The organism is Streptomyces sp. SID8374 (genome assembly GCF_009865135.1).
GTDB lineage: Bacteria > Actinomycetota > Actinomycetes > Streptomycetales > Streptomycetaceae > Streptomyces.
The window spans coordinates 4,712,849-4,739,120 of record NZ_WWGH01000001.1 but is presented as its reverse complement, the minus strand read 5'-3'; the positions used below and the strand labels follow the sequence as shown (position 1 = coordinate 4,739,120).

Below are 26,272 nucleotides of genomic sequence, written 5' to 3'. Positions count from 1 at the left end.
CGGCGCAGATCGGTCCACGGTCATCCGACCATGAGGCACGGAGCGGGGGGAGTGAGATGTTCACGCGTCCGTCGCCGAGTCGCGCGACGCACTGTGGGGTGAAGGCCGTATGCGGCCTTCACCCCACAGTCGCTCAGGCAGGGGATCTGCCTTCGTACAGCTGCTTCAGATCACTCTCTCCGCTGCCGGATGCGGGTACCGACCAAGGCCCCTCCGCCTATCCCGAAAACCACGAGTGACGCCTGGCTCTGCCAACCGCCCCCGAAGAGAACGGCGAGCACTCCGCCGATCGCCAGAAGTGCAACGAAAATCGCTATGTCGGACAGTTTGATCATCGCCGGCGCTTACCTGTGCCCTTCCTGAAGAACCTGGCACCGAACTTCCAAGCGGCTCCGCCCACACCGTTGGCGAAGCCGAATCCAGCCCCTTGCCAGATACTCGCCCGGAAGTCCCGACGACTGTAGCGGGCGCGGTTGCCGAAAGTCCTCTTGGCCCGGTAGTCCGCAGCACCCCAGGCGGCGCCGATGGCCGCACCGGCGACGATACAGCCGAGCCCTCCCGTCGCCGCACAGACACCTGCGGTGGCAAGGCCGGCGACCGCGTACACCGCACCGCGCAACAGCCTGCGCTTCCACCGGTTGGAGATGCCCCACTTGCCGTCGAGATCGAGGCGATTGAGCGGGTCGGCGTGAACGTAGTCGTAGGCGTTGGCGTTGCCCCCGTACACCGGGTCCACCGACAGGAAACGCCCGGTCGCCGGGTTGTAGAGGCGCACCCCCATGAGCGTGAGACCCGTCAGGGTCTCCGTGGAGCGCTGCTTGGCGCCGAGCCAGGTGTAGCGGGTGGCTTCCTGGCCATCGCGGGGGTTGCCGTACTCGTCGCTGTCCAGAACGACCGGAGCCTTCTCCGGGTCCAGGGGGAGCTGGAGGGCCACATCGCCGTGGACGGTGGTGAGCTGGAGCACCGTGTCGCCGGTCTTCGACGTGGTGGCCGCGAGGTCGCCCGAGGGGGCCTCGACATTGCGGCTCAGCACCCCGGTGCCGGTGTCCTCCACGATCCAGCGAGGGTTGTCGCCGTCGCCGTCGTAGTGGTTGAGCTTGGAGCCGGTGCGGGTCCAAGTGGTGCCGGAGCCCGTCTCCACCGTCCAGGAGCGGAAGCGCAGTCCGGCGTCGAGCTGCCAGGTCTGGCGCTGGTCGCCCGCCGTCTGACGGTGGACCAGGTCGTTGGCGTAGTAGCCGATGGTGCTGCCCGGCAGCGCGGTGGTGCGGCCGAAGGCGTCGTAGGTGTGGCCGGACCCGATGAGCCGGTCGGCGCTGTCGTAGGTGTAGGCGGTGGAGGTGGCTCCCGTGGAGGTGCAGTCGGCGCCGGGGGCGGCGGCCGACGTGGACAGGGCGGTGCGGTTGGTGCGCTTGTCGAAGGTGTAGGCGCGGCGGGTGCAGACCTCGCCGGCCGTGTCATCGACACCGGTCAGCCGGCCGGCCCGGTCGTAGCGGTAGGTCTGGCTGGACCAGCCCTGGTGACCGGTCACCTGACCGTGGACGGACTGGCTCACCCGGTCACTGAAGACGGTGGTGCCGTCGCTGTCGCGTGTGTAGACGCGCGAGGTGGTGGAGCCGGCGGTGTCCTCGGTGACATTCAGCGTGTAGCCGCCGGGCAGCTTCTCGGTGGAGACGGAGCCGTCGGCGTCGTATGCCGTCGAGAAGGCCCCGGCGACGGAGTCCGTGGTCCGCGTGGCCAGACCGCGCGGCTCGGCACTGTGGTCGTAGGTGTACGTCACGGTGGACGGGATCGAGTCGGTGACCTTGACCTTGCGGTCGAGCAGGTCGTACTCGGTCTTCGTGACACCGCCGTCGGCGTCGGTGTAGGAGATCAGGCGGCCGAGCTTGTCGTACGCCTTGGTGATGGTCCCGCCGGTGGGCGAGATGACCTTGGTGACCTGTCCGGTGGCGGCGTCGTACTCGGTGGTGGTCTCCGGGACCTCCTGGCCGAGGCCGCCCGCGGTCTTCGAGAAGACCGGTCGGCCCGCGCCGTCGTACGTCGTCGTGGTCGTCCGGTACACCCCGCCGACCTCGTCGGTGACGGTGGCCGGGTTGCCCCAGCGGTCGTACTCCGTGGTGTTGTTCACCAGCTTGTTCGGCTGCGAGCCGCCGCCGGTGATGTCACCGCCCGGTCCGGTCCAGCACACCCGGTCCGCCCACTCCGGACGCCCCTTGCACCAGCCGGTACCGGTCGCCGACCAGTATTCGGTGATCCGGGTGGCGGCGTCGCTGCCCGTCCCCCCGGGCAGCACCTGGGAGGTGATCCGGCCCTGTCCGTCGTAGCCGGTCGTGGTGGTCAGGTTGAGGCCGCCGGCGTCCTTGGTGGTGAGGGTGGGCAGGCCCTTGACCCAGTCGAACTGGACGGACTCGACCCGCTTCTCCCCCATCGCCGAGTAGTAGTCGCGGACCCGGGCCCCGGAGACGGTCAGGGTCACCTGGTCACGAACCGTGGCCGTGCCGTCGGTCGGGCGGCCCTCGTCGTACTCCTTCACCGTCCACGAACGGGCCGGGACCGAGGTGCCGGAGGCGACCAGGACGGTACTGCCCTCCTTGAGGTCCTCGGTCAGGTCCACCCGGCGGATCGGGCCGAACTGCTCCAGTTCCCGCGTCCCGCGCTCGTCGTAGAGGGACGTGGTGGAGAGCAGCTGGGCCCGCTCGGCGGCCGAGCGGCCGATGATGCCGAGATCGGTGAGCACGTCCCGCTCGTCCGCCGTGGCGCCGAGCGCCAGCGCCCGGTTGCCCGCGGTCAGCTCACGGACGGTGTTGCCGAAACGGTCGTACTCGGTGGCGCTGATGTGACCACCGGGCGTGGCCGAGTCGACCGTACGACCGGAGGCGTTGAGGTAGGTCACCGTGGCGCGGCGGTATCCGCCGGATGCCAGGTCGGCGCCGTCGTGCGAGGCGGGAACGGCGTCGGCGGGGAAGACGGCGGTGGCGTCCGTGGGGTGGTCGAGCTGACCCCAGGCCGCCACGGAGGCCGCGCCCATGGCGTACGGCGCCTTGGCGCCGGTGAGCGGGACACCGTAGACGACGCTCGTGGTGGCGTTGCCCTCGACCGTCTCGGCGGTGCCCTGCTTGAGGGCCTGCCGGGAGGACTTCAGCAGCATCCCGTCGCCGGGAGCCGTACCGGCTCCGGCGTTGCCGTAGGTGAAGGTGTACGGGAGCTGGCTCTGCTGCTGCATCCAGGTGACCCGGCCGCCGTAGTAGGCGTACTGGGTCTGGGAGGCCTGGCTGAGCCGGGGGTCCCACTGCTGGCGCAGGCTGCCGCCCGAGTCGTAGCGGTAGGTCGCCACGGCGGTGGCCGTGGCTGCGGAGGCGCCGGGGCTGGTGGCCCAGACGCGGATCTCGCGGACCTGGCCGGTGAAGTCGCCGAACTGGGCGTTGGTCTCCGTGCCGGTGGCCGTGGTGGTGGTCGCGTAGACGAACTCCAGGACCTTGCAGCCCTTGGTCGCGGGCGTCGTCTCGCACGCGGCCGTGGTGGCGGCCGAGGTCGGTGCGATGATCCGCTTGGGGCGGGCGAGCTTCTTGCCGCCGACCGTGACGGTCTCGGAGACCACCTTGGTCGTGGAGTTGGCGATACCGTCGAAGAGTGTGGTGCTGACCTGCCAGGTGGTCGCCGCGGCGTCCGCCTTGGCGAAGGTCGTGACCGTCCCCTCGGTGTCGGAGAGCGTGAACGTGGTGCTCACACTGCCCTTGAGGGTCAGGTCCTCGGAGCCGGGCTCCGGGATCCACCCGTTCTTCGCCGCGTTGGCGGTGAAGTGGATCGCGTCGCCCTCCTCCAGCACCACGTCGACCGCGGTGTCGGAGATGCGCCGGACATGGCTGTAGTCGGACTCGGTGGCCTCGGCGGCGGTGCCGGAGACCCACTCCTTGCCGAAGATCGCGGCCTGGCCCTCCTGGTCGGCGCCCCGGTTCGGGGTGCGCGAGGCGGCCGTCCGCGACACCGACAGGTCGAAGAGCGAGACGTCGGTCTCGGAGAGCGTGTAGTTGCCGGTCAGCAGGTTGACCGAGCCCGGCCCCACCTCGGTGGTGGCCGCGCCGTCCGCGTTGCGGTCGACGACCGCGGTCAGCGGCACGGTGCTGCTGGTGGCGGAGTTCGGGCCGGTGAAGTCGGCCTTGAGCTGGATCGTGCCGTCCGGGTCGACGGTGCTGGTGGCGTTCCACACCAGGGGTGCGTTCCTGCCGTTGGTCAGCGGGACGGGCCAGGCCGTCAGCGCGGTGCCGCCGGAGGTGACGTGCCCGGCGGGGATGCGCACCCAGGGGTCGGCCTCGGAGCGGCGCCAGGAGAAGGCGACGGCGTTGTACTTGCCGGCCTCCGCCTCGGCGACCAGCGGCAGCCGCCGTGCGGTCCGCTCACCCTCCGAGGGCTGGACGAAGCCGCCCGAACCGGCGTGGAAGAGGTACTCCAGCGCCTCGGACTTGTTGTCCGCCTTGTCGACGGAACGCACCTGGAGGGTGTGGCTGCCGTTCTTCCGCGGGGAGAGGGTGATCGTCCGGTTCGCGGAGGTGCCGCCGGCAGCGACCTTGGTCCAGTTCACCCCGTCCAGGGACCACTCGAACCAGTTGTGGTCGGACCCGCTCGGCGGGGTGACCGTGAAGGTGCCCGGCTGGCCCTCGCCCTTGACCCACTGCCCCACCGGGTAGTCCGTGGAGGCGATCTTCGTCGGGGCGGAGGGGGCCTTGGTGTCGACCGTGAAGGTCTTCCACTCCGACCAGCCGGTGTTGTAGTGCGTGCCGTCGTAGGGACTCGTACGGAACTTGTACGTCCTGCCCTCGGCCAGCACCCCCGCCGGGACGGTCACCGACGCTGCCTGCCCGGACGCCACGAACTTCGACACGATCGGAGAGCCGACCTGCGTGTTGGTGGCGCTGTCGAAGATCTGGAAGGTGCCGTTGACCTTGTCACCGTCCGCGTCGACGAACGTGTCGCGCAGCGTCGGCGTCAGGGTGTTGACCATGTAGGCGCCGGAGTAGGAGAAGAACGGCGGACCGGCCTCCTGCTTGGTGCCGGTGCGTGGCCGGAAGTTGTACGTCACCGAGAGCTTCGGCGGGTTCTTCGCGGCGTTGGCGGAGTTCACCCGCTTCCACTGGGCGACCGTGGTCTCGCTCTTGGCCCGGATGCCCACATGGCCGCGGGTGGCCTTGGCCGAGGCCCACTCCTGGGCCAGCGTGGTCACGTTCGCGTTGATCCAGCCGTCGGGCTGGGACGTGCATGCCGCGTTGCCCCGCGTCTCGGTGGACTCCGCCTTCAGCGCGGTCATCGTCGGCCGGTTGGTCCACCGGCTGGCCGTCGTCGCGGCGGGCGAGGACCACACCTGCCATGGCTGGAGGGCGCAGGTGGTGTTGGCCGAGTGGAAGTTCCACAGGCTCAGCTTGGCGCTGGAGACCAGGGCGTCGGCGATCGGCGCGGTGTTCCAGGTGATGAACGACTGGGCGGTACGGGGCGTGCCGTTCGCGTTCGTCGTGCCGGGGTTGCCGAAGTCCAGCTCGATGTCGTTGGACAGGTTGCCGGTCTCGCCCTGCTGGACGTACGTGTCGAAGACGTTCGACAGCGATGAGGTGGACGGGTCCACCGTCACCGGGTACTTCGTCTCCGGATCGGCGAGGAACTCCGCGTCCGGCGTGACGACCAGGTCGACGGAACCCTTCGTGCGCACCACCTTCATCGCCACCGGCACCCGGCGCGTGTGCTCGCCGGAGACCTTGTCGACGGTGGCGTCCCACATGACCGGCGCGGGCATCAGGGCCCGCTTCTTGTTCTTCCGGTCGGTGAACAGCACACTGCCGTCCGCCTGCTCCTCGGCCGTCAGCCCCTTGGCCTTGAGCGGCAGGGTGTACGAGTAGCCCTCGGCCGGACGCTTCTTGATCTCGACGTACTGTTCGAAGCCCGTACGGGTCGCCTCGACGATGACGTCCGCGCCCGGCAGCGCCTCGGGGTAGGTGGCCCGCGTCCCGTCCAGCACGGGGGCGGGCAGTCCGCCCTTCCACTGGAGGGTGATCCGCTCGTCGCCCTCGCCGAGGGTGACCAGATCACGTGCGGGGGCCTTGTCCGCCTCGCGCGGCGAGCGCGGCGGCGTACCGCCCTTGCCCGCCAGGCTCAGACCGTTCGGGTGGGCCTTGGCCTCGACACCGTCGGCCGTCTCGCGCAGTTCGACGTCGACATCGGTCCAGCCGCCGTTCTCCTCGAAGCGGACCGGACCGGCCGTCAGCTCGGTGGTGAGCGAGCCGTCCCTGTTCACCCACGTCGTGGAGGTCTCGGTACGCTCGGAGAGCGCCTCCACCCGCTTGCCGTACAGCTTGGCGGCGACCTTCGCCGAGAGGATGTCCGCGGCCTCGCGGGGCCCCTCGGCGACCGGCTTCTCCTCGACCGGAGCCTTCTGCACCTGCTGGGTGAGGGCCACGGCCTGGCCGCTCTCCGTCACCAGGGCCATCTCCACCGCGAGCACCATGGCCGCGCCGAGGGCGATTCGGGGTAGAAGGCGTCTTCGCCGTTGCAGGGCCATCGATGAGCCCTCCCACCCATGGGCGGGAGGTATGTGGTCCGACACGTTCGGCAACTCTCTGTTGTAGTGGGCATCAAACAGAGGCGATCAAATCAGGGGGACCAGTGGTGAAGAAGTGAAGATTTCACGATGTCAGGTACACGAAGTGGACCGGGGGAGGCGCTGATGCGGCGTCCGATCCGCCTCGGCACAGCCGCGCCCCAGGGCTCCGGGGTCGCCCTCGGGGCGCTGATCGTCCTGGTGGTCGGGTCCCTCGCCCTGGTCGCCCTGGACGTGGCGGCCTCGCCGCTCGGCAAGCGGTCGGTGGTCGCCGGGCTGACCGTGCTGGTGCTGATGCCCGCGCTCATGCTGGGCCAGTACGCGCCGCCGCCGTACCGGCTCCCCTACCGCTGGCGGTGGGGGCTGCTGCTCGTCCAGGCGGTGCTCACGTATCTCCCGCTGCTGCTCTTCCACTACCGGTGGCTGAGCCTGCTGGGCTTCCTGGCCGGGGCCGTCCTGCTGACCCTGCCGCCGGGCACCTCCGTACCGCTCGCGCTGGCGGTCGGGGCCAGCGGGCCGCTGCTGGCCGCCACCGGCCTCATCGACACCAACCGGAGCCCGCTCAGCGTCCTGCTCGGTACGGCGATCACCGCGAGCACCGTCTTCGCGGTGGCCCACCTCGCCCTGCTCACGGCCCGGCTGCACGGCAGCAGGGAGCAAGCGGCGCACCTGGCGGAGCAGCGGGAGCGGGCCCGGATGCAGCAGGACCTGCACGACCTGGTCGGGTCGTCGCTGACGGCGATCGCGTTGCAGGGGGAGAGCGCGCTGCGCGGCAGCGGTACGCCGACGGGCTCCGGGCCGGAGCGCGCCGCGCTGACCGAGATCATCACCCTGGCCCGGCGGCTCCACGACGATGTGCGCTCCATCAGTCGGCCGGACGGCGGCCTCTCCCTCTCCGAGGAGCTCGCCCACGCCCAGCGGGTGCTCAACGCCTCCGGGGTGGAGGTGCGGACCGTGCTGCCACCGCGGACCGGGGCCGCCCCGGCGGTCGTGGGGTGCCTGCGCTTCGTCCTGCGCGAGGCGGTGGGCAACGTACTCCAGCACAGCGCGGCCACCTACTGCGAGATCACCCTGCGGGCCGACGGTACGGCGATCCGGCTGACGGTCCGCAACGACGGCGCCGAGCGGGGCGAGGCGGGTTCGCCGGTGCCCGGGCAGCGGCACGGGACGGGGCTTGCGGGGCTCAGGGGGCGGGTCCTGGCGCTGGGCGGGGAGTTCACCGCCGGGGCCGGGGGCGGGGTCTTCACCCTGACGGCCGCCGTGCCGTCGGCCGGGGCCCTGGCGGACCGCCCGTAACGCGGGGCCGCGCGCCCAACCCCCGTACCTCTGAGGCTTTCGGACATGGCGAAGGGCCCCGCTCCTCTTACGAGGGGCGGGGCCCTTCTTGCAGCTCAGTGAGCCACCAGGTCCAAGGACCAAGCAGAGAACTACTTGATGATCTTGGTGACCTGGCCGGCGCCCACGGTCCGGCCACCCTCACGGATGGCGAACTTCAGGCCCTCTTCCATGGCGACCGGCTGGATCAGCGCGACGTCCATGAGGGTGTTGTCACCCGGCATGACCATCTCGGTGCCCTCGGGAAGGGTCACAACGCCCGTCACGTCCGTGGTACGGAAGTAGAACTGCGGGCGGTAGTTGTTGAAGAACGGGGTGTGGCGGCCACCCTCGTCCTTCGACAGGATGTAGGACTGCGCCTGGAACTCGGTGTGCGGCGTGACCGAACCCGGCTTGATGATGACCTGGCCGCGCTCGACGTCCTCACGCTTGATGCCACGGAGGAGCAGACCGACGTTCTCACCGGCCTGGCCCTCGTCGAGGAGCTTGCGGAACATCTCGATGCCGGTGACCGTGGTGGTGGTCTTCTCGGTCTTGATACCGACGATGTCGACGGTCTCGTTGACCTTGAGGACACCACGCTCGATGCGGCCGGTGACGACCGTACCGCGACCGGTGATCGTGAAGACGTCCTCGATCGGCATGAGGAACGGCTTCTCGACGTCACGCTCGGGCTGCGGGATGGACTCGTCCACGGCGGCCATCAGGTTCAGGACCGACTGGCCCCACTCCTTGTCGCCCTCGAGAGCCTTGAGCGCCGAGACCTTGACGACGGGAACGTCGTCGCCCGGGAACTCGTACTCGGAGAGGAGCTCACGGACCTCGAGCTCGACGAGCTCCAGGATCTCCTCGTCGTCCACCATGTCGGCCTTGTTCAGGGCGACGACGATGTACGGAACGCCGACCTGGCGGGCCAGGAGCACGTGCTCCTTGGTCTGCGGCATCGGGCCGTCGGTGGCGGCGACGACGAGGATGGCGCCGTCCATCTGCGCCGCACCCGTGATCATGTTCTTGATGTAGTCGGCGTGACCCGGGCAGTCGACGTGCGCGTAGTGACGCGACTCCGTCTGGTACTCGACGTGCGCGATGGAGATGGTGATACCGCGCTGGCGCTCTTCGGGAGCCTTGTCGATCTGGTCGAAGGCCGAGGCCTCGTTCAGGTCCGGGTACGCGTCGTGCAGCACCTTGGTAATGGCGGCCGTGAGGGTCGTCTTACCGTGGTCGATGTGACCGATGGTGCCGATGTTGACGTGCGGCTTAGTCCGCTCGAACTTTGCCTTCGCCACTGGGGTCCTCCTGAGTGGATCTGTACGCCTTGCTTCATCGGCGCCAGGTGATCTTTGCTGGGGTGCCGGCGCCGGGGGCATGCGGCACAGTGCTTGCGCGCTGTGCCGCATGCCCGCCCGGCTCCGGTGACAAGCCTAAAGCGTGAGCTCGGGAGAGTTACTCGCCCTTGGCCTTCGCGATGATCTCCTCGGCGACGTTCCGCGGAACCTCGGCGTAGGAGTCGAACTGCATCGAGTAGCTTGCGCGACCCGAGGTCTTGCTGCGGAGGTCTCCGACGTAGCCGAACATCTCCGAGAGGGGCACGAGGCCCTTCACGACGCGAGCGCCGCTGCGCTCCTCCATGGCCTGGATCTGGCCACGGCGGGAGTTGAGGTCGCCGATGACATCGCCCATGTAGTCCTCGGGCGTGGTGACCTCGACGGCCATCATCGGCTCGAGGAGCACGGGAGAGGCCTTGCGGGCACCCTCCTTGAACGCCTGCGAACCGGCGATCTTGAAGGCGAGCTCCGAGGAGTCGACCTCGTGGTAACCACCGTCGAGAAGGGTGACGCGGACGCCGACCATCTCGTAACCGGCCAGGATGCCGAACTGCATGGCTTCCTGGGCACCCGCGTCCACCGAGGGAATGTACTCACGGGGGATGCGGCCACCGGTGACCTTGTTGACGAACTCGTAGGAGGCGTCGCCACCCTCGATGGGCTCGAGGGCGATCTGCACCTTCGCGAACTGGCCGGTACCACCAGTCTGCTTCTTGTGCGTGTAGTCGATGCGCTCGACGGCCTTGCGGATCGTCTCGCGGTACGCGACCTGGGGCTTGCCGACGTTCGCCTCGACGCGGAACTCGCGCTTCATGCGGTCGACGAGCACCTCGAGGTGAAGCTCGCCCATACCACCGATGATGGTCTGGCCGGTCTCCTCGTCGGAGTGCACCTGGAAGGAGGGGTCCTCCTCCGAGAGACGCTGGATGGCGACACCCAGCTTCTCCTGGTCACCCTTGGACTTGGGCTCGATGGCGACCTGGATGACCGGCGCCGGGAAGTCCATGGACTCCAGGATGACCGGGTTCTTGTCGTCGCACAGCGTCTCACCGGTGGTGGTCTGCTTCAGGCCCATGACGGCGATGATGTCGCCGGCGCCCACCGACGCGATCTCCTCACGCTTGTTCGCGTGCATGCGGTAGATCTTGCCGATGCGCTCCTTCTTGCCCTTGACGGAGTTCAGCACCGCGGTGCCGGCCTCCAGGCGACCGGAGTAGATCCGGACGAAGGTGAGCTTGCCCAGGTGCGGGTCGCTCGCGATCTTGAACGCCAGGCCGGAGAACGGCTCGTCGTCCGAAGGCTTGCGCTTGATGACCAGCTCCGGGTCCTTGACGTCGTGGCCCTCGATGGCCTCGACGTCCAGGGGGGAAGGCAGGTAGCGGACGACCGCGTCGAGAAGGGGCTGGACGCCCTTGTTCTTGAACGCGGTGCCACAGAACACCGGGGTGACGGTGACGGAGTCGGCACTGCCCTTGGACGCCAGCGTGATGCGACGGATCGCCTCGTGCAGCTGCTCCTCGGTGGGCTCGTCGCCCTCCAGGTACAGCTCCATCATGGCGTCGTCGTTCTCGGCCACGGCCTCAAGGAGCTTGCCGCGCCATTCCTCGGCGGCCTCCTTGTGGGTGTCCGGGATCTCGACGGTGTCGTACATCTCGCCCTTGGCGGCCTCTTCGGGCCACACGAAGGCCTTCATCGACACGAGGTCGACGACGCCCTTGAAGTCGGCCTCGGCACCGATGGGGAGCTGCATGACGAGCGGGACCGCGCCAAGGCGGTCGACGATCATGTCGACACAGCGGTGGAACTCGGCGCCGGTGCGGTCCAGCTTGTTGACGAAGCAGATACGCGGAACGCCGTAGCGGTCCGCCTGACGCCAGACGGTCTCGGACTGCGGCTCGACGCCGGCCACACCGTCGAACACGGTGACGGCGCCGTCGAGGACGCGGAGCGAACGCTCCACCTCGACGGTGAAGTCGACGTGACCCGGGGTGTCGATGATGTTGATGGTGTGGTCAACATCGTTGAGCGGCCAGTGACAGGTCGTCGCGGCAGACGTGATCGTGATGCCGCGCTCCTGCTCCTGCTCCATCCAGTCCATCGTGGCAGCGCCGTCGTGGACTTCACCGATCTTGTAGCTCACACCGGTGTAGAAGAGGATCCGCTCAGTGGTGGTCGTCTTGCCCGCGTCGATGTGGGCCATGATCCCGATGTTGCGGACCTTGGCCAGGTCAAGCGAAGTGGTGGCCATAAGGCTCAATCTTCTCTCGGTCTCGATGGGGGAAGCGACTACCAGCGGTAGTGCGCGAAGGCCTTGTTGGACTCGGCCATCTTGTGGGTGTCCTCGCGCTTCTTGACCGAAGCGCCGAGGCCGTTGGAGGCGTCCAGCAGTTCGTTCATGAGGCGCTCGGTCATGGTCTTCTCGCGGCGGGCGCGGGAGTAACCGACGAGCCAGCGCAGAGCGAGGGTGGAGGCGCGACCGGGCTTGACCTCGATCGGCACCTGGTAGGTGGCGCCACCGACACGGCGGGACTTGACCTCGAGCGAGGGCTTGACGTTCTCAAGCGCGCGCTTCAGCGTGATGACCGGGTCGTTGCCGGTCTTCTCGCGGAGGCCTTCCATGGCGCCGTACACGATCCGCTCGGCGGTGGAACGCTTGCCGTCGAGGAGGATCTTGTTGATCAGCGAGGTGACAAGAGGAGAGCTGTAGACCGGGTCGATGATGACCGGGCGCTTCGGGGCGGGGCCCTTACGAGGCATTCTTACTTCTCCTTCTTGGCGCCGTAGCGGCTGCGGGCCTGCTTGCGGTTCTTGACACCCTGGGTGTCAAGGGAGCCGCGGATGATCTTGTAACGAACACCCGGCAGGTCCTTCACACGGCCACCACGCACGAGCACGATGGAGTGCTCCTGCAGGTTGTGTCCCTCACCCGGGATGTAGGCCGTGACCTCGATGCCGGAGGTCAGACGCACACGCGCGACCTTACGGAGCGCCGAGTTCGGCTTCTTCGGGGTGGTCGTGAACACACGCGTGCAGACACCGCGACGCTGGGGCGAACCCTCGAGCGCGGGCGTCTTGTTCTTCTCGACCTTGTCCTGCCGGCCCTTCCGGACCAGCTGCTGGATCGTAGGCACTACTTCTCCGGTTTCTGTGTGCCGTTCGTGAAACTAACCTGGAACATCACCGACCCACGCGGTCGGGTGTGTCGAATACTGCAGACTCCCGCCCCAAGGGCTGAAGGGCGCAGATTGCGGTGGCTACTGACGAGCTCGCGATGCGGTTGAGGACACGCACCGGAGCCCAGGCACACCCCAGGCACAAGGCTTGAGCGTACCTACCTCACGGACCTGGGTCAAAACAAATGCTGTCCACCCCGACACGCCGGACCCCGCGCGCTCCTCGCCGGAAGCCGTGGCCGCCCCTGTCCGGCCCCGTACCAGCGGTTCCGCCTCCCGGGGCCACCCCTCCCCCGTACGTTCGCGTACCAGCCGCGCAGACCCCCGCAAGGGCGACATCACGCCGAAGGGCGGCCACTCCGTTGCGTACGGGACGGCCGCCCTCAGGCGTTCAAGCGACTCGCTTACTGGTTGTACGGACCGTAGTCGTAGTCCTCCAGCGGGACGGCCTGGCCGGAGCCGGTGCCGAACGGCGAGTAGTCGATGTCGTCGTAGCCGACGGCCGAGTACATCGCGGCCTTGGCCTCCTCGGTCGGCTCCACCCGGATGTTGCGGTAGCGGGACAGGCCCGTACCGGCCGGGATGAGCTTACCGATGATGACGTTCTCCTTGAGGCCGATCAGGGAGTCCGACTTGGCGTTGATCGCCGCGTCGGTCAGGACCCTGGTCGTCTCCTGGAAGGACGCCGCCGACAGCCACGACTCGGTGGCCAGCGAGGCCTTGGTGATACCCATCAGCTGCGGACGGCCGGAGGCGGGGTGACCGCCCTCGGTGACCACACGACGGTTCTCGGTCTCGAACTTCGACCGCTCGACCAGCTCGCCCGGAAGCAGCTCCGCGTCGCCGGACTCGATGATCGTCACACGGCGGAGCATCTGCCGGATGATGATCTCGATGTGCTTGTCGTGGATCGACACGCCCTGCGAGTTGTAGACCTTCTGGACTTCGCCGACCAGGTGGACCTGGACCGCACGCTGGCCGAGGATGCGCAGCACGTCGTGCGGGTTGGTCGCACCGACGGTGAGCTTCTGGCCCACCTCGACCGGGTCGCCCTCGCCCACGAGCAGACGGGCACGCTTCGAGATCGGGAACGCCGTCTCGTCGCTGCCGTCGTCCGGAGTGACGACGAGCTTCTTGGTCTTCTCGGTCTCCTCGATCCGCACGCGGCCCTTGGCCTCGGAGATCGGGGCGACACCCTTCGGCGTACGGGCTTCGAAGAGCTCGACGACTCGGGGCAGACCCTGGGTGATGTCGTCACCGGCCACACCACCGGTGTGGAAGGTACGCATCGTCAGCTGGGTGCCGGGCTCACCGATGGACTGGGCGGCGATGATGCCGACCGCCTCACCGATGTCGACCAGCTTGCCGGTGGCGAGCGAGCGTCCGTAGCAGAAGGCACAGGTGCCGACCGCGGACTCACAGGTCAGGACCGAGCGGGTCTTGACCTCCTCGACGCCGGCGCCCACCAGGGCGTCGATCAGGACGTCACCGAGGTCGACGTTGGCAGGCGCGATGACCTTGCCGTCCACCACGACGTCCTCGGCGAGCATGCGGGCGTAGACCGAGGTCTCGACGTCCTCCGTCTTGCGGAGCACGCCGTCGGCGCCCTTGACGGCGATCTTCAGCTTGAGGCCGCGGTCGGTGCCGCAGTCCTCCTCGCGGATGATCACGTCCTGCGAGACGTCCACCAGACGACGGGTCAGGTAACCCGAGTCGGCGGTACGCAGGGCGGTGTCCGCCAGACCCTTACGGGCACCGTGCGTGGAGATGAAGTACTCCAGAACGGTGAGGCCCTCACGGAAGGACGCCTTGATCGGACGCGGGATGGTCTCGTTCTTCGCGTTCGACACCAGACCACGCATACCGGCGATCTGCCGCATCTGCATCATGTTTCCTCGGGCACCCGAGTCAACCATCATGAAGATGGGGTTGGTCTTGGGGAAGTTCGCGTTCATCGCCTCGGCGACCTCGTTGGTCGCCTTGGTCCAGATCGCGATGAGCTCCTGCGTGCGCTCGTCCTTGGTGATCAGACCGCGCTCGTACTGCTTCTGGACCTTCTCGTCCTGCTCCTCGTACCCCTTGACGATGGCCTTCTTGGCCTCGGGTACGACGATGTCCGCCACGGAGACGGTCACGCCGGAACGGGTGGCCCAGTGGAAGCCCGCCGCCTTCAGGTTGTCGAGAGTCGCCGCGACGATGACCTTGGGGTAGCGCTCGGCCAGGTCGTTGACGATCTCGGAGAGCTGCTTCTTGCCCACCGAGTAGTCGACGAACGGGTAGTCCTCGGGCAGCAGCTCGTTGAAGAGCGCACGGCCCAGGCTCGTCCGCAGCCGGAAGGTGTCGCCCGGCTGGTACTCCGGCTCGCCCTCCTCGGCGACCGGCGGCACCCAGCCACGCGGCGGCATGGTGCCGACCGGGAAGCGGATGTCGACGGAGGACTGGAGCGCCAGCTCGCCGGCGTCGAACGCCATGATCGCCTCGGCCGTGGAGCCGAACGCGCGGCCCTCGCCCTTGGTGTCACGGAGTTCACCGTCGGTGGTGAGGAAGAACAGCCCCAGCACCATGTCCTGGGTCGGCATGGTGACGGGACGGCCGTCGGCCGGCTTCAGGATGTTGTTCGAGGACAGCATCAGGATGCGGGCCTCGGCCTGCGCCTCCGCGGAGAGCGGCAGGTGCACGGCCATCTGGTCACCGTCGAAGTCCGCGTTGAACGCGGTGCAGACGAGCGGGTGGATCTGGATGGCCTTGCCCTCGACCAGCTGCGGCTCGAAGGCCTGGATGCCGAGGCGGTGCAGGGTGGGTGCACGGTTCAGCAGCACCGGGTGCTCGGCGATGACCTCTTCGAGGACGTCGTACACGACGGTGCGGCCGCGCTCCACCATGCGCTTGGCCGACTTGATGTTCTGCGCGTGGTTCAGGTCCACCAGGCGCTTCATCACGAACGGCTTGAAGAGCTCCAGCGCCATGGCCTTCGGCAGACCGCACTGGTGCAGCTTGAGCTGCGGACCGACGACGATCACGGAACGCGCGGAGTAGTCCACACGCTTGCCGAGCAGGTTCTGACGGAAGCGGCCCTGCTTGCCCTTGAGCATGTCGGAGAGCGACTTCAGCGGACGGTTGCCGGGGCCCGTGACCGGGCGACCACGACGGCCGTTGTCGAAGAGCGCGTCGACGGCCTCCTGGAGCATGCGCTTCTCGTTGTTCACGATGATCTCGGGCGCACCGAGGTCGAGAAGGCGCTTCAGGCGGTTGTTGCGGTTGATCACACGGCGGTACAGGTCGTTCAGGTCGGAGGTCGCGAAGCGGCCACCGTCCAGCTGCACCATCGGACGCAGGTCCGGCGGGATGACCGGCACGCAGTCCAGCACCATGCCCTTGGGCTTGTTGCTGGTCTGGAGGAACGCGGAGACGACCTTGAGGCGCTTGAGCGCACGGGTCTTCTTCTGGCCCTTGCCGGTACGGATGATCTCGCGGAGGCGCTCGGCCTCCTCGTCGAGGTCGAAGGACTCCAGGCGCTTCTGCAGCGCGGCGGCGCCCATGCAGCCGTCGAAGTACGTGCCGAAGCGGTCACGCAGCTCGCGGTAGAGCAGCTCGTCGCCCTCCAGGTCCTGGACCTTGAGGTTCTTGAAGCGGCTCCACACCTCGTCGAGGCGGTCGATCTCGCGCTGCGCACGGTCGCGCAGCTGCTTCATCTCACGCTCGGCACCTTCGCGCACCTTGCGGCGCACGTCGGCCTTGGCGCCCTCGGCCTCCAGCTCGGCCAGGTCGGTCTCGAGCTTCTTGGCGCGGGCCTCCAGGTCGGAGTCGCGGCGGTTCTCGGTCTGCTGACGCTCTACGGAGACGTGCGCCTCCAGGGACGGCAGGTCGCGGGTGCGACGCTCCTCGTCCACGAACGTGATCATGTACGCGGCGAAGTAGATGACCTTTTCCAGGTCCTTCGGCGCGAGGTCCAGCAGGTATCCGAGGCGCGACGGGACGCCCTTGAAGTACCAGATGTGGGTGACGGGAGCGGCGAGCTCGATGTGGCCCATCCGCTCACGACGCACCTTGGCGCGAGTGACCTCGACGCCGCAGCGCTCACAGATGATGCCCTTGAAGCGGACACGCTTGTACTTGCCGCAGTAGCACTCCCAGTCCCGGGTCGGACCGAAGATCTTCTCGCAGAAGAGTCCGTCCTTCTCGGGCTTGAGCGTGCGGTAGTTGATGGTCTCCGGCTTCTTCACTTCGCCGTGGGACCAGGTCCGGATGTCGTCCGCGGTGGCAAGGCCGATCCGCAGCTCGTCGAAGAAGTTGACGTCGAGCACTTGTCGTCAATCCCTCTTTCGGGGGTTCGAGCCCCCTCGCTCGGAAGCGAGAAATCGGGGCACTTCAGCAATGGTCTGAACGGGTCCGGGGAGAGCCGGCCGGATCACGGGGATCCGGCCGGCGAACCCGTCAGACCTCTTCGACGCTGCTCGGCTCTCGCCGGGACAGGTCGATACCGAGCTCCTCCGCTGCGCGGAAGACGTCCTCGTCCGTGTCGCGCATCTCGATGGACATGCCGTCCGAGGAGAGCACCTCCACGTTGAGGCAGAGCGACTGCATTTCCTTGATGAGCACCTTGAAGGACTCGGGGATGCCCGGCTCGGGGATGTTCTCGCCCTTGACGATGGCCTCGTAGACCTTCACGCGGCCGGTCACGTCGTCGGACTTGATCGTCAGCAGCTCCTGGAGGGCGTATGCGGCGCCGTATGCCTCCAGCGCCCACACCTCCATCTCACCGAAGCGCTGTCCACCGAACTGCGCCTTACCACCCAGCGGCTGCTGGGTGATCATGGAGTACGGACCGGTCGAACGCGCGTGCAGCTTGTCGTCGACCAGGTGGTGGAGCTTGAGGATGTACATGAACCCGACCGAGACCGGGTCCGGGAACGGCTCGCCGGAGCGGCCGTCGAACAGCTTGGCCTTGCCGGAGGGCTGGACCAGGCGGTCGCCGTCGCGGTTGGGGATCGTGGCCTCGAAGAGACCGGAGATCTCGTCCTCGCGCGCACCGTCGAAGACGGGCGTGGCGACGTTGGTGCCGGGGGCGACCTGGTCGGCGCCGATGGACTGCAGGCGCTTGGCCCACTCGTCACCGAGGCCGGAGACGTCCCAGCCGCGGCTGGCGAGCCAGCCGAGGTGGATCTCCAGGACCTGTCCCGGGTTCATTCGGGACGGGACACCCAGCGGGTTGAGGATGATGTCGACCGGGGTGCCGTCCTCCAGGAACGGCATGTCCTCGATCGGCAGGATCTTGGAGATGACGCCCTTGTTGCCGTGACGGCCGGCGAGCTTGTCACCGTCGGTGATCTTGCGCTTCTGCGCGACGTAGACGCGGACCAGCTGGTTCACGCCCGGCGGCAGCTCGTCGCCCTCTTCGCGGTCGAAGACGCGGACGCCGATGACCTTGCCGATCTCACCGTGCGGCACCTTCAGCGAGGTGTCGCGCACCTCGCGCGCCTTCTCACCGAAGATCGCGCGGAGCAGGCGCTCCTCGGGGGTCAGCTCGGTCTCGCCCTTGGGCGTGACCTTGCCGACGAGGATGTCGCCGGCGACGACCTCGGCACCGATACGGATGATGCCGCGCTCGTCGAGGTCGGCGAGGACCTCTTCGGAGACGTTCGGGATGTCCCGGGTGATCTCCTCCGGGCCGAGCTTGGTGTCACGGGCGTCGACCTCGTGCTCCTCGATGTGGATCGAGGAGAGGACGTCGTCCTGCACGAGGCGCTGCGACAGGATGATCGCGTCCTCGTAGTTGTGACCCTCCCACGGCATGAACGCCACGAGGAGGTTCTTGCCGAGGGCCATCTCACCGTTCTCGGTGGCCGGGCCGTCGGCGAGGACCTGGTCGGCGATGATCCGGTCGCCCTCGGAGACGACGACCTTCTGGTTGACCGAGGTGCCCTGGTTGGAGCGCATGAACTTGGCGATGCGGTACGTGGTGTACGTGCCGTCGTCGTTCGTGACGGTGATGTAGTCCGCGGAGACCTCCTGGACCACACCGTCCTTCTCGGCCTTGAGGACGTCACCGGCGTCGGTGGCGCAGCGGTACTCCATGCCGGTGCCCACGAGCGGGGCCTCCGACTTAATCAGCGGCACCGCCTGACGCATCATGTTCGCGCCCATGAGGGCACGGTTGGCGTCGTCGTGCTCCAGGAAGGGGATCATCGCGGTGGCGACGGACACCATCTGGCGCGGCGAGACGTCCATGTAGTCGACGTCCGTGCCGGGCACGTAGTCGACCTCTCCGCCACGGCGGCGGACCAGGACGCGGGGCTCGGTGAAGCGCAGCTCGTCGGAGAGGATCGCGTTCGCCTGGGCGATGACGAAGCGGTCCTCCTCGTCGGCCGTGATGTAGTCGACGTCGTCGGTGACCTGGCCGTCGACGACCTTGCGGTACGGCGTCTCGATGAAGCCGAACGCGTTGACGCGGCCGTACGAGGCGAGCGAACCGATCAGGCCGATGTTCGGGCCTTCAGGGGTCTCGATCGGACACATGCGCCCGTAGTGGGACGGGTGCACGTCACGGACCTCGAAGCCGGCCCGCTCACGGGAGAGACCACCCGGGCCAAGAGCCGACAGGCGGCGCTTGTGGGTGAGACCCGACAGCGGGTTGTTCTGGTCCATGAACTGCGACAGCTGGCTGGTGCCGAAGAACTCCTTGATGGAGGCGACGACCGGCCGGATGTTGATCAGGGTCTGCGGCGTGATCGCCTCGACGTCCTGGGTCGTCATGCGCTCACGCACGACGCGCTCCATCCGCGCCAGGCCCGTACGGACCTGGTTCTGGATGAGCTCGCCGACGTTGCGCAGACGGCGGTTGCCGAAGTGGTCGATGTCGTCGGTCTCGACGACGATCTCCCGGCCGGACTCACCGGTCGTCTCGGTCTCACCGGCGTGCAGCTTGACCAGGTACTTGATGGTCGCGATGACGTCGTCGGTGGTGAGCACCCCGGCGTCCAGCGGCTCATCGGCGCCGAGCTTCTTGTTCACCTTGTAGCGGCCGACCTTCGCGAGGTCGTAGCGCTTCGGGTTGAAGTAGAGGTTCTCGAGCAGCGTCTGAGCGGCCTCGCGCGTGGGCGGCTCGCCCGGGCGCAGCTTGCGGTAGATGTCGAGAAGCGCGTCGTCCTGGCCCTGGGTGTGGTCCTTCTCCAGGGTGGCGCGCATGGACTCGTACTCGCCGAACTCCTCGAGGATCTGCTCGGTGCTCCAGCCGAGCGCCTTGAGGAGGACGGTGACGGACTGCTTGCGCTTGCGGTCGATGCGGACACCGACCATGTCGCGCTTGTCGATCTCCATCTCCAGCCAGGCACCCCGGGACGGGATGATCTTGGCGGAGAAGATGTCCTTGTCGGACGTCTTGTCGATGGAGGAGTCGAAGTAGACACCCGGCGAGCGGACCAGCTGCGACACGACGACACGCTCGGTGCCGTTGATGACGAAGGTGCCCTTGTTGGTCATGAGCGGGAAGTCGCCCATGAAGACCGTCTGGGACTTGATCTCGCCGGTCTCGTTGTTGGTGAACTCGGCCGTGACGAAGAGCGGCGCGGCGAACGTGAAGTCGCGCTCCTTGCACTCGTCGATCGAGTTCTTCGGGGGCTCGAAGCGGTGGTCGCGGAACGTAAGCGACATCGACCCGGAGAAGTCCTCGATCGGTGAGATCTCCTCGAAGATCTCCTCCAGGCCGGACTTGGTGGGGACGTCTTGTCCACTGTCCAGAGCAGCCTCGACGCGAGCCTTCCAGGCGGCGTTGCCGAGGAGCCAGTCAAAGCTCTCGGTCTGCAGCGCGAGGAGGTTCGGAACCTCGAGGGGCTCCTTGATCTTTGCAAAAGAGATGCGCAGCGGGGCGGTGCTGGCACCGTTGTTCGTATTCGCGGTCGAGGCGTTGCGCGAGGCGGCCAAGAGGGGGTCCTTCCGAGGGCTCGGACTCACTACGCGCGTACCGGTCCCACATTGGACACCGAGACACACCGTCCCCGGGTCGACCCGAAGGGCCGGCTCGGAGGGGATCAGTCATCGTTGCTCAAAGCGTGGGCATGCCCCTGGTGACGGGCAGGAGGCAGCTAACAGGCAGCGCAAAGGGTCAGTGTAGCCAAGCGGCACACTGATGTCCAGTCGGGGTTCTCAGAGACCCACGTTGCTCTCAACAGCTGTTCTCAACTACCTGTGTGGTTAGGCCCTCGCGCGGGGTGCGCTCTTCTTTACTGCCCTCTTCACTCTCGATCCATGCCTCGGATACGGATCGAAGTGATGACGCGTCCTGAGAATTGCGCGCCTCGTGCCGTTCGTCAAGGCCCACCGGTCCGAACGGGCCCCCAGGGGCTCTCTCCGGCCGCCCCCGGGAAGCCCTCAGGAGGCCCCTGGGCGCCCCGCGAGAGGCGCACGGCGAAGATCACCCTACTCGTCGACGGCGGAAGATCAAGGCAGCCGCCACGGGTACGCCGAAGGGCGACCACCCGGATGGGTGATCGCCCTTCGGTGCGGGCGCATGACGCGCCCGCGGGGAGTCCGTGGACTCCCGGGGTGTTACTTGACCTCGACGGAAGCGCCGGCGCCCTTGAGGGACTCGGCGGCCTTCTCGGCGGCGTCCTTGGCGACCTTCTCGAGGACGGGCTTCGGGGCGCCGTCCACGAGGTCCTTGGCCTCCTTGAGACCCAGCGAGGTCAGCTCACGCACGACCTTGATGACCTGGATCTTCTTGTCGCCGGCACCGGTGAGGATGACGTCGAACTCGTCCTGCTCGGCCTCGGCCTCGGCCGGGGCGCCGCCCTGGGCGGGACCGGCGACGGCGACGGCCGCGGCGGCGGTGACGTCGAACTTCTCCTCGAAGGCCTTCACGAACTCGGAGAGCTCGATGAGGGTCAGCTCTTCGAACTGCGCGAGCAGCTCTTCCTGGGACAGCTTCGCCATGACAGGCGTCCTTCCACTATTCGGCAGGTGCCGGATGTATGTGTCTGCGGGCGTACGTGGAGCCCGCTGGACCGCTGAGCGAAATTACTCGGCGGCCTCGGCGGGAGCCGGCGTACCGGCACCGCCCTGCTCTTCCTTCTTGGCGCGAAGAGCTTCCGCGGTGCGGACGAACTTGGAGGGCAGGGCCTGGAAGACCTGCGCCGCCTGCGTCTGCTTGCCCTTGAAAGCACCGGCCAGCTTGGAGAGCAGAACCTCGCGGGACTCGAGGTCCGCAAGCTTCTTGATCTCATCGGCGGACAGCGCCTTACCGTCAAGGACACCGCCCTTGATGATGAGGTTGGGGTTTTCCTTGGCGAAGTCACGAAGACCCTTCGCCGACTCCACCGGGTCACCGGTGACGAAGGCAACCGCCGTCGGACCCGAGAACAGGTCGTCCAGCGTGTCGATCCCGGCCTCGTTGGCCGCAATCTTGGTCAGCGTGTTCTTCACCACGGCGTACTGGGCGTTCTCACCGAGCGAACGGCGCAGCTCCTTGAGCTGTGCCACGGTGAGACCCCGGTACTCGGTCAGCACGGCGGCGTTCGAGCTGCGGAACTGGTCCGTCAGCTCGGCTACCGCGGCAGCCTTGTCGGGCCTTGCCATGAGCGTCGGCCTCCTTCCGGGTGATGAGGACCGCTCAGAAGGGGCCGGGAAAGACGAAACGCCCCAGCACAAGTGCCAGGGCGCGGCTCGACCGGACATACGTCCGGGAGCAGTTCCACAGTCACCTGCGCAGGTCGTCCGATCTAGCGGAACCTTCGGTCACCGTCCCTCTGACGAGAGCGCGGCGACGACCAGCGGTCTTTGGCTTCTTGCGGAGAGTACGCGACCGGGGGCGCGCCGGGCAAATCCGGCGCCGCCCGCCCCGGTGCGAGAGGTTTGGGCGGAGGTCAGGAGGGCTCGGCCATCCGCTGCTTCAGGATCTCCTTGAAGTCCGCGGTGTCGGCGGCCGGAGGCTTCTCCACGGAGACGTCCGTGCCGTAGTCGCTGTAGAAGACCGTCGAGTTGAAGGCTCCGGCCGCGCTCTGTCCGCGCTCGGTCTTCTTCACGAGCAGGTCGTCCTCGCCGACCCAGATGTCGACGGTCTGGGTGGTGACACCGGCCGCGGAGAGCTGCTCCTTGAGGGCGGCGAGCTGCTCGGCGTCCAGGGCGCTGTTCCGCCCGGTCAGCTCCGCCACGTCGACGGTGCCCGAGTAGCGCGTCGCCAGGACGCCCCGCACATCCTCCTGGCCGGCCTTCTTGAGGTCCCCGGCGGCCAGCAGGGCCTTCACGCCCTGCTCGGGGGTGCTGTTCTGGACCTGCTCCTTCAGGACGTCGCCCGCGGGGCCGCCGAGCTCCGCGAGGTCCTTATAGGCGTACCGGATCCAGTGCTTGCCGCCGACTGTCGCCGCGAAGGCGTCGCCCATGTTCGCGTAGAACTCGTCCTTGAAGTAGCGCGCCCGGACCGAACCGTCACCGCCGCCCTGCTCAAGGGCCTTGGCCATGGTGCCGCCGGTGTACGTGAGGGTGAGCGAGCCGGAGAGGCCGTCGGCCCAGCCGATGGTCCCCGTCTGCTTCATGGAGACGGTCTCGCCCATCTCCGTGGTGCCCTCGATCCGGGCCGACCGTGCGGTGCCCGTCTTCTTCCGGATCTGCTGGAGCGCCGCCACGGAGGCGGTCTCCACCGTGTCCCCGGCCGGCTTCTCCGCCGTACCGGAGCTGCTGCCTCCACCGCCGGTGCAGGCCGCCACCGACAGCAGGGCCGCCGCGACGGCCCCCGTACCCATGCGTCGTCGTAACGTGCTCGTCCTCATCCGGCCGCTCCGCCCCTCGTCGTGTCCCCCGTGGATTATCCCTTCCGGATACGAGGACGGGCCCCGCACCTCGAAAGGTTGCGGGGCCCGTTCACACAGTGCACGCGTGCGACGCGGCTACCGGGTGAGCACGGTGGCTCAGACGGCGGCCGGGTCCTCCTCGACGAGGAGGTTGCGGGTGCGGTTGGCGTCCAGCGGGATGCCGGGGCCCATCGTGGTGGCCAGCGTGGCCTTCTTGATGTAGCGGCCCTTGGCGGCGGACGGCTTCAGACGGAGGATCTCGTCCAGCGCCGCTGCGTAGTTCTCCACCAGCTTGGTCTCGTCGAAGGAGACCTTGCCGATGATGAAGTGCAGGTTCGAGTGCTTGTCGACGCGGAACTCGATCTTGCCGCCCTTGATGTCGTTGACAGCCTTCACGACATCGGGGGTGACGGTGCCGGTCTTCGGGTTCGGCATCAGACCACGCGGACCGAGCACGCGGCCCAGGCGGCCGACCTTGCCCATGAGGTCCGGGGTGGCGACGACGGCGTCGAAGTCCAGACGGCCCTTCGCCACCTCGTCGATGAGCTCGTCGGCGCCGACGATGTCGGCTCCGGCGGCTTCCGCGGCCGCAGCACGGTCACCGGTCGCGAAGACCAGGACCCGGGCGGTCTTGCCGGTGCCGTGCGGGAGGTTCACGGTGCCGCGGACCATCTGGTCGGCCTTGCGCGGGTCGACACCCAGGCAGAAGGCGACCTCGACGGTGCCGTCGAACTTCGTGGAGGCGGTGTCCTTGGCGATACGGACGGCCTCGAGCGGGGCGTAGTTGCGCTCCCGGTCGATCTTGGCGTCCGCAGCGCGGAGGTTCTTGCTGCGCTTCACTTCTACTCCTGTGGTTTCAGAGTGTGGAGTCGTGGTGCGGACCAGCGCTTGGTCCTACCACTGAGGGCTACGGGGCTGAATCAGCCTTCGACCGTGATGCCCATGGAGCGGGCGGTGCCGGCAATGATCTTCGACGCGGCGTCGAGGTCATTGGCGTTCAGGTCGGGGAGCTTCGTCGTGGCGATCTCGCGGACCTGGGCAGCCGTCAGCTTGGCGACCTTGGTCTTGTGCGGCTCGCCGGAGCCCTTGTCCACACCCGCGGCCTTGAGGATCAGCTTGGCGGCCGGCGGAGTCTTCGTGACGAAGGTGAAGGAGCGGTCCTCGTAGACCGTGATCTCCACCGGCACGACCATGCCACGCTGCGACTCGGTCGCGGCGTTGTAGGCCTTGCAGAACTCCATGATGTTGACGCCGTGCTGACCGAGCGCGGGGCCGACCGGCGGGGCCGGGTTCGCCGCACCGGCGTTGATCTGGAGCTTGATAAGCCCCGTGACCTTCTTCTTCTTGGGAGGCATTGCTCTCTCCGGGTCCTATGAGAGTGTTTCGCCGCCGATTCCGGTCATCCGGATGGAGGCATACCGCACAACGATAACGGGTATAGCTGTGCGACCAAAAACCCAGCAGGTCAGAGCGGCCGCGAAGCCCCTCTGACCTGCTGGGTAGGCATGTGTCCAGAAACCGGCGGGAAGCGCTAGTTCTTCTGGATCTGGTCGAAGCTGAGCTCGACCGGGGTCTCGCGGCCGAAGATCTCGACGAGGCCCTTGACCTTCTTCGAGTCGGCGTTGATCTCGTTGATCGTGGCCTGGAGCGTGGCGAACGGGCCGTCGGTGACGGTGACCGAGTCGCCCACCTCGAAGTCCAGCACCTGGACCTCGACCTTGCGGGACGGAGCCGGCTTGCCCTCGGCCTCGGCGGCCTCGCGGGCGGCCTTCTCCTCGGCCTCGGGGGCGAGCATCTTGACGATCTCGTCCAGGGTCAGCGGGTACGGGTCGTAGGCGTTGCCCACGAAGCCGGTGACGCCCGGCGTGTTCCGCACGACGCCCCAGGACTCGTTCGTCAGGTCCATGCGCACCAGCACGTAGCCGGGGAGCTTGTTCTGCCGGACGTTCTTGCGCTCGCCGTTCTTGATCTGGACGATTTCCTCTTCAGGCACCTCGGCCTGATAGATGAACTCCTCCACGTTGAGGGAGACGGCGCGCTGCTCCAGGTTGGCCTTCACGCGCTTCTCGTAACCGGCGTACGTGTGGATGACGTACCACTCGCCGGGGAGACCGCGGAGCTCCTCGCGCAGGGCGGTGACGGGGTCGACGGGGGCGGCCGGCTCGGCCTCTTCCCCGTCGGCGCTCTCGTCGTCGGCCTCGACGGCTTCCGCCGCCTCGGCGGCCTCAGCGTCTTCGTCGGCCTCGATCGTCTCGTCGGCGACGGCGTCCACAGCGGTCTCGGTGGCCTCGGCCTGATCGGCCTTCTCGGAATCAGCAGCCTCAACGATGCCGAGCTCGTCCTTGGCGGACTCGAAGGCGCCAGCCTCGGGCTCGACGGCGTCGTTCAGGTTCGGGTCAGACACGATGGCTGCTTCTTCCTGGATACAAAGGGGTGGAACATGCGGTGGGGGCGCCGGTCCGACGCCTTCCGCCGGCTCAGCCGAAGACGTACTTGATGACCCGCGCGAACCCCATGTCAAGAACGGTAACAAGACCAATCATGACAACGACGAACACAATCACCACACTGGTGTATGTCGTCAGCTGGCTGCGAGTCGGCCAGACAACCTTACGGAGTTCGGCGACGATCTGGCGGTAGAACAGCGCGAGACGGCCCAGAGGACCCTTCTTGCCGCGCTTGCCGCCCTTCCGAGTCTTCTTGCTGGACTCGGGGGATTCGTCCTCAGCATCAGGCATGTCGATGGAGCCCACGGCGTCCGTCACGCTTCTCACCTGATTCCGGGTCGTGGCCGTGCCGCGCCCGGTGGAGCCGCACGGCTGTGCAATGAAGTACGTACATGCGCACACATCCTGGCGAAGGAGTGTGTAGCAGGGCCGGAGGGACTTGAACCCCCAACCGCTGGTTTTGGAGACCAGTGCTCTACCAATTGAGCTACGACCCTTTGTGGTTTCCACCAACCTACCGCATCTTCCCCGGTGCCCGGGTGCAGGAACGGTGCGGCTGGTGAAGGCCAACGACAGGTGAGTGTACGTGCTCAGGGGCGCTGCGTCGAACAGACAACTACCGACCGGTCCT

Annotated in this window: 15 protein-coding genes and 1 tRNA gene; 1 reads left to right on the top strand and 15 read right to left on the bottom strand. The window is 67.6% G+C overall.

The genetic code is table 11. The features are described from left to right. Nucleotides 1–331 precede the first annotated feature (331 nt). The gene (locus GTY67_RS21155) at nucleotides 332–6,541 is read right to left on the bottom strand and encodes a DNRLRE domain-containing protein (protein WP_161279681.1); all 6,210 of its coding nucleotides are present in this window, start codon (nucleotides 6,539–6,541) and stop codon (nucleotides 332–334) included. Between the two features lie 165 nt (nucleotides 6,542–6,706). Between GTY67_RS21155 and GTY67_RS21150 the strand changes: the two genes are divergently transcribed. Next, complete coding sequence (locus tag GTY67_RS21150) at nucleotides 6,707–7,876, top strand: histidine kinase (RefSeq protein ID WP_161279680.1); 1,170 nt, start codon at nucleotides 6,707–6,709, stop codon at nucleotides 7,874–7,876. Between the two features lie 131 nt (nucleotides 7,877–8,007). Here the strand turns inward: GTY67_RS21150 and tuf are convergent, their stop codons facing one another. The 14 genes from tuf to GTY67_RS21080 all read right to left on the bottom strand — a co-directional run bounded on the left by tuf (nucleotide 8,008) and on the right by GTY67_RS21080 (nucleotide 26,138). Next, the gene (tuf, locus tag GTY67_RS21145; RefSeq protein ID WP_018490814.1) at nucleotides 8,008–9,201 is read right to left on the bottom strand and encodes an elongation factor Tu; all 1,194 of its coding nucleotides are present in this window, start codon (nucleotides 9,199–9,201) and stop codon (nucleotides 8,008–8,010) included. A gap of 157 nt (nucleotides 9,202–9,358) precedes the next feature. Continuing rightward, nucleotides 9,359–11,488, bottom strand: coding sequence for an elongation factor G (gene fusA / locus GTY67_RS21140; protein ID WP_093693499.1), 2,130 nt, complete (start codon nucleotides 11,486–11,488; stop codon nucleotides 9,359–9,361). Nucleotides 11,489–11,526: 38 nt separating this feature from the next. After that, a complete protein-coding gene (gene rpsG, locus GTY67_RS21135) occupies nucleotides 11,527–11,997 on the bottom strand; it encodes a 30S ribosomal protein S7 (protein WP_003966970.1) in 471 nt (156 codons plus the stop codon). Nucleotides 11,998–11,999: 2 nt separating this feature from the next. Then, nucleotides 12,000–12,371: a 30S ribosomal protein S12 gene (gene rpsL, locus GTY67_RS21130; RefSeq protein WP_003948652.1), complete on the bottom strand. Its 372-nt coding sequence runs from the start codon at nucleotides 12,369–12,371 to the stop codon at nucleotides 12,000–12,002. A 446-nt stretch (nucleotides 12,372–12,817) separates the two neighbouring features. Beyond that, nucleotides 12,818–16,717 (bottom strand): DNA-directed RNA polymerase subunit beta', encoded by a 3,900-nt coding sequence (locus GTY67_RS21125; protein WP_093693498.1) that lies wholly within the window; start codon nucleotides 16,715–16,717, stop codon nucleotides 12,818–12,820. A 130-nt stretch (nucleotides 16,718–16,847) separates the two neighbouring features. After that, a complete protein-coding gene (gene rpoB, locus GTY67_RS21120; protein ID WP_093693497.1) occupies nucleotides 16,848–20,333 on the bottom strand; it encodes a DNA-directed RNA polymerase subunit beta in 3,486 nt (1,161 codons plus the stop codon). Nucleotides 20,334–20,957: 624 nt separating this feature from the next. Continuing rightward, nucleotides 20,958–21,341, bottom strand: a complete 384-nt coding sequence (rplL, locus tag GTY67_RS21115) for a 50S ribosomal protein L7/L12 (RefSeq protein ID WP_093693496.1) — start codon at nucleotides 21,339–21,341, stop codon at nucleotides 20,958–20,960. 84 nt (nucleotides 21,342–21,425) lie between these two features. Further along, a complete protein-coding gene (gene rplJ, locus GTY67_RS21110) occupies nucleotides 21,426–21,983 on the bottom strand; it encodes a 50S ribosomal protein L10 (protein ID WP_093693495.1) in 558 nt (185 codons plus the stop codon). A gap of 287 nt (nucleotides 21,984–22,270) precedes the next feature. Beyond that, entirely contained in the window at nucleotides 22,271–23,173 is a 903-nt protein-coding gene (locus GTY67_RS21105; protein ID WP_093693494.1) for a hypothetical protein, read from the bottom strand. A 138-nt stretch (nucleotides 23,174–23,311) separates the two neighbouring features. Then, nucleotides 23,312–24,034 carry a 50S ribosomal protein L1 gene (gene rplA, locus GTY67_RS21100; protein ID WP_093693493.1) on the bottom strand — a complete coding sequence of 241 codons (723 nt, stop codon included), beginning with the start codon at nucleotides 24,032–24,034 and terminating at the stop codon, nucleotides 23,312–23,314. A gap of 80 nt (nucleotides 24,035–24,114) precedes the next feature. After that, nucleotides 24,115–24,549 carry a 50S ribosomal protein L11 gene (gene rplK, locus GTY67_RS21095; RefSeq protein ID WP_003967000.1) on the bottom strand — a complete coding sequence of 145 codons (435 nt, stop codon included), beginning with the start codon at nucleotides 24,547–24,549 and terminating at the stop codon, nucleotides 24,115–24,117. Between the two features lie 176 nt (nucleotides 24,550–24,725). Further along, the gene (gene nusG / locus GTY67_RS21090; protein ID WP_161279679.1) at nucleotides 24,726–25,598 is read right to left on the bottom strand and encodes a transcription termination/antitermination protein NusG; all 873 of its coding nucleotides are present in this window, start codon (nucleotides 25,596–25,598) and stop codon (nucleotides 24,726–24,728) included. Between the two features lie 73 nt (nucleotides 25,599–25,671). Beyond that, nucleotides 25,672–25,959, bottom strand: a complete 288-nt coding sequence (gene secE / locus GTY67_RS21085) for a preprotein translocase subunit SecE (RefSeq protein WP_030561924.1) — start codon at nucleotides 25,957–25,959, stop codon at nucleotides 25,672–25,674. 106 nt (nucleotides 25,960–26,065) lie between these two features. Continuing rightward, a tRNA-Trp gene (locus GTY67_RS21080) sits at nucleotides 26,066–26,138 on the bottom strand. Between the last annotated feature and the right edge of the window lie 134 nt (nucleotides 26,139–26,272).